The organism is Kitasatospora sp. NPDC034035 (assembly GCF_055575755.1).
In genome coordinates, this window is record NZ_JBVISA010000040.1 from 46,173 (window position 1) to 60,141 (window position 13,969).

The 13,969-nt window shown below is 70.1% G+C and carries 12 protein-coding genes; 5 read left to right on the top strand and 7 right to left on the bottom strand.

Features of this window, described 5'->3' with window-relative positions:
* Positions 1-346: 346 nt before the first annotated feature.
* The 3 genes from ACZ52J_RS36950 to ACZ52J_RS36960 are packed head-to-tail and all read left to right on the top strand — an operon-like array spanning position 347 to position 3,881.
* Positions 347-871: a PadR family transcriptional regulator gene (locus ACZ52J_RS36950; protein ID WP_465625145.1), complete on the top strand. Its 525-nt coding sequence runs from the start codon at positions 347-349 to the stop codon at positions 869-871.
* Positions 868-1,554: an ABC transporter ATP-binding protein gene (locus ACZ52J_RS36955; RefSeq protein WP_465625147.1), complete on the top strand. Its 687-nt coding sequence runs from the start codon at positions 868-870 to the stop codon at positions 1,552-1,554. Before ACZ52J_RS36950 ends, ACZ52J_RS36955 begins: the two co-directional genes overlap by 4 nt.
* A gap of 44 nt (positions 1,555-1,598) precedes the next feature.
* The gene (locus tag ACZ52J_RS36960) at positions 1,599-3,881 is read left to right on the top strand and encodes an ABC transporter permease (protein ID WP_465625204.1); all 2,283 of its coding nucleotides are present in this window, start codon (positions 1,599-1,601) and stop codon (positions 3,879-3,881) included.
* A gap of 74 nt (positions 3,882-3,955) precedes the next feature.
* On the opposite strand, the gene ACZ52J_RS36965 is transcribed toward ACZ52J_RS36960, so the two are convergent.
* Together ACZ52J_RS36965 and ACZ52J_RS36970 are read right to left on the bottom strand one after the other, a co-directional pair.
* Positions 3,956-4,462, bottom strand: coding sequence for an HAD family hydrolase (locus ACZ52J_RS36965; RefSeq protein WP_465625149.1), 507 nt, complete (start codon positions 4,460-4,462; stop codon positions 3,956-3,958).
* Positions 4,398-5,546 (bottom strand): MFS transporter, encoded by a 1,149-nt coding sequence (locus ACZ52J_RS36970; RefSeq protein ID WP_465625151.1) that lies wholly within the window; start codon positions 5,544-5,546, stop codon positions 4,398-4,400. Before ACZ52J_RS36970 ends, ACZ52J_RS36965 begins: the two co-directional genes overlap by 65 nt.
* Here ACZ52J_RS36970 and ACZ52J_RS36975 point away from each other — a divergent pair.
* The gene (locus ACZ52J_RS36975; protein ID WP_465625153.1) at positions 5,530-5,655 is read left to right on the top strand and encodes a hypothetical protein; all 126 of its coding nucleotides are present in this window, start codon (positions 5,530-5,532) and stop codon (positions 5,653-5,655) included. The genes ACZ52J_RS36970 and ACZ52J_RS36975 overlap by 17 nt on opposite strands.
* Positions 5,656-5,762: 107 nt before the next feature.
* On the opposite strand, the gene ACZ52J_RS36980 is transcribed toward ACZ52J_RS36975, so the two are convergent.
* Positions 5,763-6,452, bottom strand: a complete 690-nt coding sequence (locus tag ACZ52J_RS36980; protein WP_465625155.1) for an isochorismatase family protein — start codon at positions 6,450-6,452, stop codon at positions 5,763-5,765.
* A gap of 192 nt (positions 6,453-6,644) precedes the next feature.
* Between ACZ52J_RS36980 and ACZ52J_RS36985 the strand changes: the two genes are divergently transcribed.
* On the top strand, positions 6,645-7,235 hold the full coding sequence (locus ACZ52J_RS36985; protein ID WP_465625157.1) for a LysR family transcriptional regulator: 591 nt from the start codon (positions 6,645-6,647) through the stop codon (positions 7,233-7,235).
* A 475-nt stretch (positions 7,236-7,710) separates the two neighbouring features.
* Here ACZ52J_RS36985 and ACZ52J_RS36990 read toward each other — a convergent pair whose 3' ends face one another.
* From ACZ52J_RS36990 to istA, 4 genes are all read right to left on the bottom strand, one after another.
* Entirely contained in the window at positions 7,711-9,363 is a 1,653-nt protein-coding gene (locus ACZ52J_RS36990; protein WP_465625159.1) for an ISL3 family transposase, read from the bottom strand.
* Between the two features lie 375 nt (positions 9,364-9,738).
* Positions 9,739-11,211, bottom strand: coding sequence for a hypothetical protein (locus tag ACZ52J_RS36995; RefSeq protein ID WP_465625161.1), 1,473 nt, complete (start codon positions 11,209-11,211; stop codon positions 9,739-9,741).
* Between the two features lie 167 nt (positions 11,212-11,378).
* A complete protein-coding gene (istB, locus tag ACZ52J_RS37000) occupies positions 11,379-12,152 on the bottom strand; it encodes an IS21-like element helper ATPase IstB (RefSeq protein WP_465625206.1) in 774 nt (257 codons plus the stop codon).
* A gap of 65 nt (positions 12,153-12,217) precedes the next feature.
* On the bottom strand, positions 12,218-13,888 hold the full coding sequence (istA, locus tag ACZ52J_RS37005) for an IS21 family transposase (protein WP_465625163.1): 1,671 nt from the start codon (positions 13,886-13,888) through the stop codon (positions 12,218-12,220).
* Positions 13,889-13,969 lie beyond the last annotated feature (81 nt).

The following is a 13,969-nucleotide window of genomic DNA, read 5'->3' on the forward strand; positions in this document are numbered from 1 at the left end:
GAACCCACCCGGTCAGCCCCCGCCGGTCCGGTCGAGGGACGGCCGCCGGGCTGCCCACCGCCTACGCCGGCAGGCACCTGGTCGTGGTCCAGCCCGACGTGGAGGTCTTCGGCCGGCCCCGCCGGGAGAGCGTCGCTCCTTCCGCTCCTCCGGTTCCGGCGCTCCCTCGCCGGGGCGCCCGCCGATGATGGCGGAGAGTGATGGGCGGGACTGGCCCGCCGCGCGGCGCGCGAGGCCTGCGCAGACCTGTGACGTAGCCAGCTGACCAGCAGGGATGGCGTGTGACCCAGGCGCTATACACCCCGCGTATACGCCATGTGTATACGTGGGGTGTATAGGTCTGGATATGTCCATCGGTCACACACTGCTAGGACTCCTGGAGTCCGGTCCCCGCCATGGTTACGACCTCAAACGGGCCTTCGACGAGAAGTTCGGCCACGACCGGCCACTGCACTACGGGCAGGTCTACTCGACCATGTCCCGGCTACTGAAGAACGGCCTCGTCGAGGTCGACAGCGTCGAGGCCGGTGACGGTCCGGAACGCAAGCGGTACGCGATCACGGACGCCGGGGTCACCGACGTCACCCAGTGGCTCACGACCCCGGAAAAGCCCGAGTCGTACCTCCAGTCGACGCTCTACACCAAGGTTGTCCTCGCCCTGCTGTCCGGGCGCAGCGCCGCCGAGCTGCTGGACATCCAGCGGGCGGAGCACCTGCGCCTCATGCGAGTCCTCACCGACCGCAAGCTCCGTGGCGACCTCGCCGACAAACTCGTGTGCGACCACGCCCTGTTCCATCTCGAAGCCGACCTGCGTTGGCTGGAACTGACCGCCGCGCGCCTCGACGGCCTCGCCAAGGAGATACGTCGATGATCCCCGCCGGTGCCCTGCTCACCGCCGAAGCCCTGCGCAAGTCCTACGGACCGACTCCCGCACTCGACGACGCCACGTTCTCGATACACGCCGGTGAGATCGTCGCGATCATGGGCCCCTCCGGCTCCGGGAAGTCGACCCTGCTGCACTGCCTCGCCGGAATCGTCACCCCCGACTCCGGGACCATCACCTACGCCGGCCGTGACCTGACCGCGATGAGCGACGCCGAGCGCTCCGCGCTGCGCCGCAGCGACTTCGGCTTCGTCTTCCAGTTCGGTCAGCTCGTGCCCGAGCTGACCTGCGTCGAGAACGTCGCTCTGCCGCTACGGCTGAACGGCGCCAAGCGCAAGAACGCCGAACGCACCGCACGGGCCTGGATGGAACGGCTGGAGGTCGGCAGCCTCGGCAACAAGCGGCCCGGCGAGGTCTCCGGCGGCCAGGGCCAGCGCGTCGCCGTCGCCCGCTCCCTGGTCACCGGCCCCAAGGTCCTCTTCGCCGACGAACCCACCGGTGCACTGGACTCCCTCAACGGCGAGCTCGTCATGCAGCTGTTCACCGACGCGGCCCGCTCCACCAACGCCGCGGTCGTCCTCGTCACGCACGAGACACGGGTCGCCGCCTACTCCGACCGAGAGATCGTCGTACGCGACGGCAAGTCGCGTGACATGGAGCCCGCCCTGTGACCACCCGCACCAACGGAGGCACCACCTGGGCGCAGGACCTCGCGATGGGCGCCAAGTTCGCGGTGACAGGCGGCCGGGAGGGGTGGACACGGACGCTGCTGACCGCCCTCGGTGTGGGACTCGGAGTGGCGCTGCTGCTGTTCACCGCCGCCGTCCCGGCCGCGAAAGAGGCCCTGAGCGACCGCGAGAGCAACCGCAGCACCTACCTCTCCGCCGACAAGGCCGCCGAGGACACCCTCCTCGTCGCCGATACCCACAGCACGTACAAGGACAAGAACGTCTTCGGCCGGATGGTGCACGCCGAGGGCTCCAAGCCCGTGCTGCCGCCCGGTCTCTCCCGGCTGCCCGGCCCCGGCGAGATGATGGTCTCCCCAGCGCTGGCGGCGCTGCTCGACAGCCCGGAGGGCAAGCGGCTGCTGGAGCCCCGGCTCCCCTACAAGCAGGCCGGCACCATCGCCGAGCCGGGCCTGCGCGGCCCAGCTGAGCTGGCGTACTACGCGGGCAGCGACGTCGTGAAGGCCGGCGACGGCTTCGTCATGCGGATCAACGGCTTCGGAAACCCCGAACCGCAGGAACCCTGGGACCCGGTCCTGCTGCTGCTGATACTGATCACCTGCGTGGTCCTGCTGCTCCCGGTGGCTGTCTTCATCGCCGCTGCCGTCCGCTTCGGCGGCGAGCGCCGCGACCGGCGGCTGGCCGCGCTGCGCCTGGTCGGCGCCGACGGGGCCACGACCCGCAGGATCGCGGCGGGCGAGGCGCTCAGCGGCGCCGTGCTCGGCGTGCTCGTCGGCGCCGCCCTCTTCGCCGTGGGCCGGGAGTTCGTGGCCGACTTCCCGATCAACGAAGCCCGGATGTACCCGATCGACATCGCCGTCAGCCCGGCGCTGGTCCTGCTCGTCGCCTTCGCCGTGCCGATCGCCTCAGTGGCCGTGACCCTGCTCGCGATGCGTGGGGTCGTGATCGAACCCCTCGGCGTGGTCCGTACGTCGAAACCGCCCCGGCGCCGGCTGTGGTGGCGGCTGGCGATGCCGCTGGCCGGACTGGCCCTGCTCTACCCGATGATGGGGCAGAGCACGAGGGAGCAGTTCAACCAGTGGCAGGTCAGCGGTGGTGTCGTACTGCTGCTGATAGGGGTCACCGCGTTGCTCCCCTGGCTGGTCGAGGTCGTGGTGAACCGGCTCGGCGCCGGCTCGGTCTCCTGGCAGCTCGCGGTCCGGCGGCTCCAGCTGGCCAGCGGTGTCGCGGTGCGCCCGGTCAACGGCATCGCCGTCGCCGTGGCCGGGGCGATCGCCCTGCACGCCCTGTTCACCGGCATCGAGAGCTCCTACGCCACGGACACGGGCATCGACACGGAGCGGGCGCAGCTCCAGGTGCTGACGCCGTCGCAGGTGGAGCCCTCGCGCATGCCCGGCATCACCGCGCAAATCGCCTCCACCGAGGGCGTGAGGAAGGCGATCTCCCTCGGTAGTGCGGGACTCGGCGAGAAGGCCCGCAACCCGGAGGACTACCGATCCGTCACGATCGGCGACTGCGCCTCGCTGCGTGAGATCGCCAAGCTGGACAAGTGCGCGGACGGCGACGCGTTCCTGCTGCCCGACCCCGAGCACCCGCAAGAGGTGTCGAAGCCGGGCCGGAAGGTCGTCATCGACCCGTCCTTCGACGACGGAGTCCGCGGCGCGGAGATCGCCTGGACCATGCCCACGGACATCAAGACTGCCGCATCCCGACCGGACCCCACCGGCTTCACCCATCCGGGCCTCGTCGCCACCCCGGGCGCACTGCCGAAAGAGGCGCTGGACATCCTCCGCTACAGCACCTTCGTCAACCTCGACCCCTCAGTGGCGGACGCAGAGGAGCACGTGCGGAACACGGTGGCGCGGGTCCATCCTCTGATGATGCCGATGTCCCTCAAGGCGGTGCAGGTCAACGGCCGGTTCGTGACCGTGAAAAAGGGCCTCCTGATCGGCTCCGCCGCGGTCCTGCTGCTGATCGGCGCCAGCCTCTTCGTCTCCCAGATGGAGCAGCTGCGCGAACGTAAGAAGCTCCTCGCCGCCCTGGTCGCCTTCGGCACCCGCCGCCGCACCCTGAGCCTCTCGGTCCTGTGGCAGACCGCCGTCCCGATCGTCCTGGGCCTTGTCCTGGCCTGCGGCGCCGGCCTGGCCCTGGGCGCCGTGCTGCTCCGGATGGTGAGCCGGCCGGTGCACTTCGACTGGACGTCCGTGACGGTGATGACCGGCGTCGGCGCCGCGGTCGTCCTCCTGGTGACCGCCCTCAGCCTCCCGCCGCTGTGGCGCATGATGCGCCCGGAGGGGATCCGCACGGAGTAGAGAGGGCAACCCTACGTGGGTCCGCAGGGGGGCTTCCCATCGGAGAAGCCCCTCTGCGGCGCCCCCGCCACACGTCACCCTCGCGGCGGGTGGAGAACATCAGCCACCGCGGGCAGCACCCGGACCGAGAGCGCGGCCATCGCCTCGCGCAGCACTGGGCGAGCGACACGGCGTGAGGGGGCCGGATCCGCGAAGTACCCGGTCACCAGGTGGGCGTTCGCAGGACGAACGCGACGCCCGCGGTCAGCGCGGAGAGCCGGGCCGCGTTGAGGTCGAGCGTGCGGGCCTGGCCGTCCGATGCCCTCCATCAGGGCCAGAACGCACCGCGGCGGGCGGCCGGTGACGAGGGCGATGCGGACGCCGGCCTCGTTCGCCACCTCCAGGGCGGCCCGGCTGCGCTCGGACCGGATCCCGTTGCTGCGCGGGAGCGTGCCGTCGAGAGCGGTCGCCCCCGGCTTCGGCCGGGGGCCAGCGGGGAGACCGGCGTCGTCTTGGACCCGGCGGCGGACGGTGCGCTCAGCCGACGCCGCCGCGGCGGCGGGCGAGGACACCCGCCGTGGTGAGCAGGACGAGCAGGACACCGGTGAACCACGTCATCGCGGCGGTCACGGTGGTGCAGAGGGTGGCGATGCCGAGGCCGATCGCGGGCAGGGCCAGGCCCAGGTAGGAGATGAGGAAGAGCCCGGCGAGAGCGTCGCCGCGTTTGCCCGGCGCGGCCATGGCGACGACGGTGGCGACCGCGGACTTGAACAGCACTCCGGCGCCGATGCCGGCCGCGATGCCGGCTGCCAGGAAGACGGGGAAGCTGGCGGCGCGCATGCCGATGGCCAGTGCTGCCACCCCTGCGGCCTGGGCGAACAGGCCGATATTTCTGCGTACTTTGGCATCGAGGCGGCCGGTGAGCGACTGGGCCGCCGCGGCGGCACCGAACACGGCGAACACGATCAGCCCCGCCAGCGCGCGGGAGGGGTGGTGCAGGGTGTGGCCGACGAATCCGGGGGCCAGCGAGGTGAACAGACCGAAGACCGCGAAGGACGCGAAGCCCGCGGCTGCGGCGGCCACGTACCCGGCCGGGTCGCCGTGGTCGGTGCTGACGCGCTGCGGGCGGTACCTCGGCCTGACGGGCTGCTCCTTGACTGTCTCGGGGGTGAGCGCGACCGCGGCGACGCTGATCAGCAGCAGGGCGCCGAAGACGAGGTAAGGCAGTCGCAGCGGCGCGTGGAGGTACTGGGCGAGGAGGCCGGCGACGAGTGGGCCGAAGCCGAGGCCGCCGATGTTGGCCGCGGTGGAGACGATCTCGAAGCGTTGCGGGGAGGCGCCGGGGCGGTGTGCTCTGTGCAGTTCGTGCAGGTGCGCGGTGGCGGTCGCGGTGAGCATGCCGACACCGAGGCCGGTGACCAGCCTGGCGAGGAGGAGGACCGGCAGGGAAGGTTCGGTGACGAACAGCGCGGCGGCGGCCAGTTCCAGCGTCAGCGCCGTGATCAGGACCTTCCGCCGGCCGATCCAGTCCGAGACGTGCCCGGCCAGCAGCAGACTGGTCAGTACACCGACGGCGTAGACGGCGAAGACGATCGTGACCGTGAAGGTGGAGAAGCCCTCGCGTGCCTGGTACAGGGGGTACAGCGGCGTCGGGACGGTGGAGAACGCCATGGCCGTGACGAACACCGACGCGATCATCCGGAACCCGGCACCGTACCTGCGGGCCGAGTGCTGCGCGCCACCACCCTCGGCGGGTGCCCGGCGAGCGGGCCGGGGCCTGGACAACGACATGTGACTGCTCCGATTTCGTGAAGGTTGTCGGCCGGCGTCCCGGGATCGACGCCGGCCGTGGGGGCCGGTCGCCGCCCCGGGCCCACCGGCCCGGGGCAGCAACGACGGGATTCAGGCCAACCGGCCGCGGGCCTGGGCCCACTTGACCTCGGCCCCGGCGGCCTCACCGCCAGTGGCCTCCGCCTGGGCGCGGCCCACCGACTCCATCACGGCGGCGTAGCCCGGGCTGACACTCGCGTAGACGCCGCCCCAGTCCGCCCAGTCTTCGCGGGCCCAGGTCTTCTGCAGCTCGGCCGCCACACCGAGGACGTCCACGACCTTGACGCCTGCCCGGCTCAGGCGCTCGATCGAGATCCGCTGAGCCTCGTCGGAGTAGGTGCCCGAGGCGTCGATGACGGCGTACACGTCGTATCCCTCGGCGAGGGCCGACAGTGCGGGCTCCACGACGCAGATGCTGGTCATGATGCCGGCGACGAGGAGGGTGCGGCGGCCGGTCTGCTCGACGGCGCGGCGGAAGCCCTCCACGTCCCACGCGTTGATCTCGCCGTGACGCTGGACGTACGTCGCCTTGGGCGCGTTGTCGAACACCTCCGGGATCAGCGGGCCGTTGGGGCCCTCGGGGACCGACGCGGTGGCGATCACCGGGGCGCCGGCCAGGGTGGCGGCCTTGGCCAGAGCGGCCACGTTGTTGCGCAGCTCGCGGACGTTGGTGTGGTTGACGATCTGCAGCAGACCGCTCTGGTGGTCCACCAGCAGTACCGCGGCGTCTGCGGGGTCGATGAGGCCGTTGTTGCTCGACATGACTTCTCCCTGGGGTAAGGGCGGGCGTCCGGCACCGGGCCGAATGTTCTGGTTTGACCAGCAGTGTCGTTCGCTGCTGATGACCTCTTCAACCCCCTGCCGCGGTGGTCGCTTCCCATGCCAGGGAGATGGTTCGAGATGACGGTAATCTCTTTCAGAGATAGCCTGGAGTTCGGCCGTACGGAGGGTGGGATGGATCTTCGGCAGATGGAGGTCGTCGTCGCGGTCGCCGAGGAGGGCGGCTTCAGCGCGGCGGCGCGACGCCTACACGTGGTGCAGTCCGCGGTGTCCACCACGGTGCGCGCTCTTGAGCGCGAGTTGGGCGCCTCGCTGTTCCACCGGACCACCCACCGGGTGTCCCTCACCCCGGCGGGCCAGGCGTTCCTCCCGGCCGCCCGCGCCGCGCTACAGGCCGCCGAACAGGCCCGAGCCGCCGTTGACTTGACCAAAGAACAGCTCCGGGGAGAGATCACCATCGGGGTCATGCAGGGTCTCCACACGGGCCTCGCCCAGGCGCTGGCCGCCTTCCGTCACCAGCATCCGCAGGTGACGGTCAGGCTTCGCCAGGCGTCGGCGGACGACCTCCTTCAGGCACTGCGCGACGCCACCATGGACGTGGCCGTCGTGGCGCTGGCCCGTCCCCAGCAGCGAGGACTGGCCGCACGCGTGCTGCAGGAGGAGGAGATGGTCCTGATCACGGCGCCGGGCCGCGCCGGCCAACCCGAGCGACCGGTCACCCTCGCCGAGGCGGCCGGCCTGCCACTGGTGGAATTCCCCGTCTGATTTTGTCGGGTCATATGGGTTCAGGCACGGATTTCGTGAAGAGCACGCCGAGGCGGTTACGATCTGTAGTCGATCGGAGCCCTGCTCGAACGGTTATGCCGAGCGACTCGCTGTGCGGGAGAATGCCCGGCATGACGACTTGAAGAGCACCGGCCGGGCGACAGCACTGGCGGAAGGTCGGGACCTGGGACACGGTTGCCGACGGCGATCGACGAATCTGTGCCGCCTGCAGAACGCCTGTCCGCTCGTATCAGTACCGCTTCCATCCACCCGAGTCCTCCATGTTCGAGCGCTGCATCGGGTTCGCTTGGTGTTCGGGCTGCAGGATCTACTCCGGCAACATGGTGTACGTCCCCCGGAAGCGAGTTCTGGTCGACGCCCTCGCTTCTCTCCCGTGTGAGCGACGGGAGCGGCTCCTGCGTTCGGAAACGCGACTGATCGATTTCCTGGACCGTCAGGCCAGAGGCGGCAGAGGTTAGGGTCGGCGGCTGGCGGCGATAAGGAGAAGCCGCTTGCGCAGCAACGAGGGCTTCGCTCGGCCGAACATGCTGCGCTTGAGTGCCTTGAGGTCGTTGACGCGGCCCTCGACTGGACCGGAGGACCAGTCGGTGCTCATGCCGTAGACGACGGCGTCGAGATCGGAGAGCAGTCCGGTGGCGAAGCCGGCCAGGCCGCATAGTTCGTCCGCGCAGACGTCGGCGATCCAGTGCCCCAGCTGGTCTCCTTCGCGGTTGGACATGATGCTGGCGAAGGTGCGGACGTGGGTTGCGGCGGCCGTGAGTTCGGGTGAGCGGGCCAGCAGGGTCTTGAGCTGTTGCTGGTCGTCCTCACGTAGGTGGTCGGGGTGGCGCATGATCCAGCCGGTGGCCTCGCGGGGAGAGGGCGGCCGGGCGATGGGCGGCGGGCTCCCCGGGGACTGTCGGTCGGGCCGTAGCGGCCGGACGTAGTCGCGCAGCGTGCTGTAGCTGCAGCGAGCCCCGCGTTCCTGCAGCTCGCGGTGGAGCCGGGACACGTTCGTGCAGCCTTCGGCGATGCGCTGGTCGAGGTAGGGCTTGAACCGGTCGAGCTTGCTGGTCCGGTTCTGCCACTGGCCGTGCAGCATCGCCTCCGGGCTGGCCGCGCGGGCGTACTTGCGAACGGTGTTGCGTCCGAGGCCGAGGCGTCGGGCGATCTCGCGCAGACTCAAGCCCTGCTCGATCTGGGCGCGGACGGCCGCGTGGGTGTCGCGGAGCCGGTCGAGGAACTTCCCCTGTGGGTAGGGCTCGGACGGCTCTGTGGCAGCCTCGAATGCCTCGGCCGATGCGGGCTTTGGTCCCGGCGGCTCGGGCTCAGGCGCGGGTTCGACAAGGTCGCGGAGCAGGGCGCGATGGCGGGAGACGAGGCGTTCAACAGCCTCGCCGAGGTTGTGCCAGACGTGCCATTTGTCCGCGCAGTGCTGGGCGTTCGGGGCGCCGGCGCGGGCGCCGTCCGCGAAGACCTGTGCGCGGTCGCGGCAGACGATCTCGACGCCGGGGTGCTCGCGCAGCCATGCCGCGACACTGTCCGCGTCGCGGTCGGGCAGCAGGTCAAGGGGCTGGTGGGTCTCGCAGTCGACCAGAAGGGTGCCGTAGCGGTGGCCCTTCCTGGTGGCGAACTCGTCGATGCCGAGCACGCGCGGGGTCGCCCAGGCAGGGTCCGGCAGCGCCATGACCAGGCGCAGGACGGTCATCCGGCTGATCACGATGCCGAGCAGCAGCGCGAGGCGGGCCACGGCCCGAGCAGCCAGGACGACGCCGAGGGCACCGAGCATCCGCTGAAGGGCCGGCGTCCGTCGGCCGTAGCGGTAGGCCAGCCCCTCAATCTGCTCGGCGAAGGTGACCCGCGGGCAGTCCCCGTTGTCGCAGAACAGCCGACGCACCGACAGTTCGATCACCACGCCCCGCCCGCCGCACGGCACGTCGGCCAGGCGCCGTCCATACCTGCTGTGCACCCGACCTGACGCAATCTGGCAGCCCGGACACGACACTGGCACTTCCTCCAGCGTCGACGCCTCGATCACCACACGTCCGTCCCGCACATCCATGCACTCGACCCGCACCCCTGCGAGATGCGGGAGCAGAAGGAATATCTCCTCACACGCGGCCAGCATCCACCTAGACGTGACGGAGCGTCACCCGGCGCACAGAAGCACGATCGACTTCACGAAATCCGTGCCTGAACCGTCATATGGGAGCCACTGCTCCGATGTGAATGGGAGCCACGCGTAGGCCATACGTGACGGTGATGTACTCGACCTCGGTGGGCGTTCTTCGGCGAGTTCGGGAGCCGTTCCGGCGAGATTGGGAGCCACTGATCGGGTGACCTGCTGAGGGATGGGTGGAGTGTCCGTGGGGGCCAGAGTGGTGGCGTCGGTAGCGTGTGAGTGAGGGCCCGGGTCGCCTCCCTGACAAGTCGCGGCCGGGGCCTCACTCTGGATGTGCCAATAGGGCTGGACCCGTGGGGCCCAGCCCTTCCTGAGTAGCGGCTACAGACCCGCCCGGTTCAGCAGCCACTCCATGTGCTCGCCCGGAAGGAACGGTGAGGCGCCGGCGGCTTCTGCGACGCGCTCCGAGGGGTCAACGAGGAGACGGAGCAGGGATTGGAGCGGGAGGTTGCGATGGGGCGCGACCGCGCGGCGGACTCGGTCTTCGGGGTCGGCGGCCAGCTTCTCAGCGAGTTCCGAGGGCAGATCCGGATCGCGGGGTGCGAAGGAGCGGAGCCGGGGCTCAGGGTCGGTGGCGAAACGGCGCAAGGCTGCCGGCGGGAACGTCAGGACCTCCTCCTTGTCCCACCAGAACGTGAACTTGTCCCGCCGGCGGTAGCGGCGCTCGATATTCTCGGCGGTCGCGGGATCGACCAGGTGCGGGGCGGTGTACGCCATGGTGAGGCGGACCATCTCCTCCTCGTCGTCGAGCAGTCGGGCCACCGCGTTGGCGGGAAGGGCCTTGCTGGCGGCCGCGGAGACTCGGAAGCTGACATAGGGCGAGTCGATGTGCGGCAGCGGATCGGCCGTCACCCAGGGCAGCCGCAGGATCCGCAGTTCCGTGGGCGCGAACTCGTTCTGGAACCACTGCAGGACCGTTTCGTCGTCCGCGTCAGGGTCCGGATCAGCCGTCGAGCGCGACAGCTCGTGGACCGAGGCGTGGATCTGCGCCCGCACGTGCTCGGGCGTGTCCGGCCGGGCGAAGACCTTCACACGGACGCTCAAGGCCGGATCGACCGCAAGGGACTCGCGGGCCGGCGGCGGCAGGTCAGGATGCCGGGCGAGCTCGGCGCGAACCTCGCTGTCCGGATCCGCGGCGAGCCGCTGGAGGGTGTCCGCGTCGAGAACGGCGTGAATGACCGCGCCCGCCCGAGTCACCGGGTCCGCCAACAACGCCGGCAGTAGGTCCGAGGGCGGTATCGGATGCGGCCGGTGCGCGTAGTAGGTCGAACAGGCCGCGGCGCGGACCTTGGCCTCGGGATCGGTCAGCAGGATCCGGCGGACCGCTTCCGGGGCCTGCGGCCAGTGCTTCGCCAGCGCGGCGCGGATCTCCGGGTCGGAGTCGGCGGCGAGGCGGGCCCGGAGATCGGGCGGCGTGTGGGGGCCCTGAGCCAGGTACTCACGGACCCGTCGATCGGGATCCTCGATGAGCTGTTCCAGCATCTCCCGTGGTGCGGTCGCGGCGTGGATAACGAGCGCGGCCCGCACCGCCCCGTCCCGATGGGAGGCCAACCGGATACGGAACCGGTCCGGCAGCCGGTCGTTGAGCGCCAGGCTGTGCAGGAGCCAGTGGTCGTCGATCGCGATGATCTCGACGATCATGTCCTCGGTAAGGTCCGGACGCTTCGCCACCTTCCCCATGCCCCGCCGCCATGCGAATAGCCGCCGAACCATAGAAGCTGGCAGGGCGGAATTCATCGCCAACCCGTCCATCACCTTGTCGAGGTGAACCGGAGTCAGAGCGTCAGCATCCATGCGGCCAGCATGCCAGGCGGGCTTCTACGCGACGCCGCCGGGCGGACAGCCACGGCGGCCGCTTCGAGCGGTGCGCCGGCCACCGCCCCTGTGGTCAGCTAGAAATCCGAGTGGCCCCTCAGCGGCCCTCCAAGCCTTCGCGGAGGTCACCGAGACTTCGCCGTCCATCAGTTCGAGGCCGGGAAGAGGGATTCCTGGGTGGCCTGGTAGCGGTAGGACTCGGTGCCGGTCTGGATCAGGGTGCAGCGGAACGTGATCCGGTCGGCGATGGCCGCGCAGAGGCGGGCGTCGCCGAAGGTTTTGTCCCACTCGGTGAAGGGTGAGTTCGTGGCGACCGCGGTGGCCTTTCGCTCCTCGCGTTCGGTGAAGATCTGGAACAGCAGTTTCGCGCCCTTGCGGTCCAGGTTGAGGTAGCCGAACTCGTCCAGGCAGAGAAGGTCGATCTTGCTGTAGCGGGCGATCACGGAGGACAGGCGGCGGTTCGCGTCGGCCTCGGCGAGCTCGTTCACCAGTGCGCTGGTGGTGGTGTAGCGGACCGACAGGCCGGTCTCGGCGATCGCGGTGCCGATGCCGATCAGCAGGTGGGACTTGCCGGTGCCGGAGTCGCCGATCAGCACCAGCGGCCGGCCCTCGCGGACCCAGGTCGGGGACTTCAGGTCCGCGACAACCTCGGGGGTGACGTTCGGGTTCTTCGCGAAGTCGAAGTCCTCCAGCCGCTTCGGGCGGGGGAAGCGGGCCAGCCGCAGTAGCCGTTGCTGGCGGCGGAGGTCCCGGTCGGCGAGCTCGGCCTGCAGGATGTCCAGCAGGAACTGCTTGTAGGTGGCCTGCTCGCGCCGGGCGGTCGAAGCCAGGTCGATGAACCTCTCGCGGAACGCCGGCAGACGGAGCTCGCGGCAGGCCTCGTCGATGAGCATGTCCTCCGGGTCGCCGGGCAGCGACATCCTGCGAGCGGGGATCTTGTCGGTGTCCAGCTCGTCGTCCTGGTCGGTGACGGTGATGGTCGGGCTCATGCGCCGTGGCCTTTCTGGGTCTGGCTGTCGCGGCCGGCGACCGGGCTGAGCAGCCGGTCGTACTTGCTCATGTCGGGCATCCCCTGACGCGGGTCGGGCGGCAGGCGGCGCGCGTGCAGGGAGATCACCCGGGCCCCGCCCAGCGCGTCCTCCGGACTGTCCTTGCCCTCCCCGTCGGCGTCGCCCAGCAACTCGGCGTCGTCCGCGTCGGTGCCCTCCATCGCCTTGCGGGCCTCGATGGCGACCAGGTCGGTGGAGACCGACCCGATCCGCAGACAGGTCTCCATCGCCGCGACCAGCGCCTCCGGCGGGAGCTGACGGTGCAGCAGCAGCACTTCGATCAGCATCCGGGTGCCCTCGCGGTCGCCGGCCTTCTTCTTCGCCGCCGCCCAGAACGCCTCGTGGATCTTGGTGAAGCCGCCCTCCGCGCGGGCCTGCGCGAGCGCCGAGGCCCCGGCGAACGCGCCCGGCTTGACCAGCAGGATCTCCAGGTAGTGGTCCAGCAGGTCGTGGTAGGTGTAACGGCGGGTCAGCCTCGGGTGGCGGGCGACGACCTGGCGCCCGTCGAACACCCACAACTCGTTCGCCCGCAGCTTGACCCGCACCTTGGCGCCGATGAACTTCGCCGGCACCGAGTAGTAGCACTGCCGCACCGTGATCCGGGAGTTGCGCGCGACCGTCGGCGTCAGGTCGATCCCACAGTCGTAGTCGTCCGCCGGCAGCGGTCGCAGCCGCTCGCGCTCGGCCTCGAAGTCGAACCCGATCGAGGTCGGCCGGCCGTGAATGTGCCGGGCGTCTTCGGCGACGTCGATCGCGGCCAGGCGCTCGTTCAGCTCCGCCAGCGACTCCACCTGCGGTGGTGGGACCAGGTGCTTGCGGCGGAACCTGCCGCCCTCGTGCTCGACCCCGCCCTTCTCGTGGGCGCCGTCCTCGCCGGGCGCGCAGTAGAACGCCGAGAACTGGTACCAGGACTTGAACGACGCCCACCGCGCCGACTCCAACCTGGAGCGGCCGAACAGCACCTGCTTGACCGCCGGCTTCAAGTTGTCGTAGCGGATGTGCACCGACGGCACTCCGCCCAGCACCGTGAACGCCTCCACGTGCCCTTCCAGGAAGGCCTCCTGGGAGGCGGTCGCGTAGACGCGGTGCACCGCCTTGCCCGAGTAGGACAGCCGCAGCGTGAACAGCACACACTTGCGCCGCTGCCCGGCCAGGTCCAGCCAGAAGTCCGCGAAGTCGACCTCCGCCTCTTCGCCGGGCCTCTTCGCCTGCGGGACTATCCCGTCAAGGTGCCGGCGGCCTTCCAACGCCTCTGCCTTGATCTCGGGGCGCCGCTTCCTCACGTACTCCCACACCGTGGTCTGCCGACCCAGCTCGAAGTCGTGCTCCGCGGCCAGACGCTCCATGATTCGCGGAATCGTGTGCTTCTGCTTCGCCGGAGCGTCCAGGTCCTCGCGCAGCATCGCGTCGATGAAGCCCTTCACCGGCTCCAGAACACTCTTGCGCGGCGGCGGCGACTTGCGTTTCGGCGGCACCGGCGACTCCAACGCCTTCTTCACCGTGTTCCGCGACACCTTGAACCGCGCGGCGAGCTCCCGCCCCGACAGCCCTTGCTCACGCTGGGCCCGGCGGATCTTCTCGAACAGCCACTCCCGTGACCTGTGCACCAGCGGTCTCCCTGACCTGGACCGTGATCAACAGGCACAGCGTGACGGCCGAACAGCCCAAGCCCCCACGATTACTCCGAA

Bases quoted from the DNA above. Each gene is read 5' to 3' on its own strand.
- ACZ52J_RS36975 (WP_465625153.1), top strand. From the start codon at position 5,530: ATGGCCGTGACGAACACCGACGCGATCATCCGGAACCCGGCACCGTAC.
- ACZ52J_RS36950 (WP_465625145.1), top strand. From the start codon at position 347: ATGTCCATCGGTCACACACTGCTAGGACTCCTGGAGTCCGGTCCCCGC.
- ACZ52J_RS36960 (WP_465625204.1), top strand. From the start codon at position 1,599: ATGGGCGCCAAGTTCGCGGTGACAGGCGGCCGGGAGGGGTGGACACGG.
- ACZ52J_RS36995 (WP_465625161.1), bottom strand. From the start codon at position 11,211: ATGGATGCTGACGCTCTGACTCCGGTTCACCTCGACAAGGTGATGGAC.
- ACZ52J_RS36980 (WP_465625155.1), bottom strand. From the start codon at position 6,452: ATGTCGAGCAACAACGGCCTCATCGACCCCGCAGACGCCGCGGTACTG.
- ACZ52J_RS36990 (WP_465625159.1), bottom strand. From the start codon at position 9,363: ATGCTGGCCGCGTGTGAGGAGATATTCCTTCTGCTCCCGCATCTCGCA.
- ACZ52J_RS36985 (WP_465625157.1), top strand. From the start codon at position 6,645: ATGGATCTTCGGCAGATGGAGGTCGTCGTCGCGGTCGCCGAGGAGGGC.
- ACZ52J_RS36955 (WP_465625147.1), top strand. From the start codon at position 868: ATGATCCCCGCCGGTGCCCTGCTCACCGCCGAAGCCCTGCGCAAGTCC.
- istB (WP_465625206.1), bottom strand. From the start codon at position 12,152: ATGTCGCTGCCCGGCGACCCGGAGGACATGCTCATCGACGAGGCCTGC.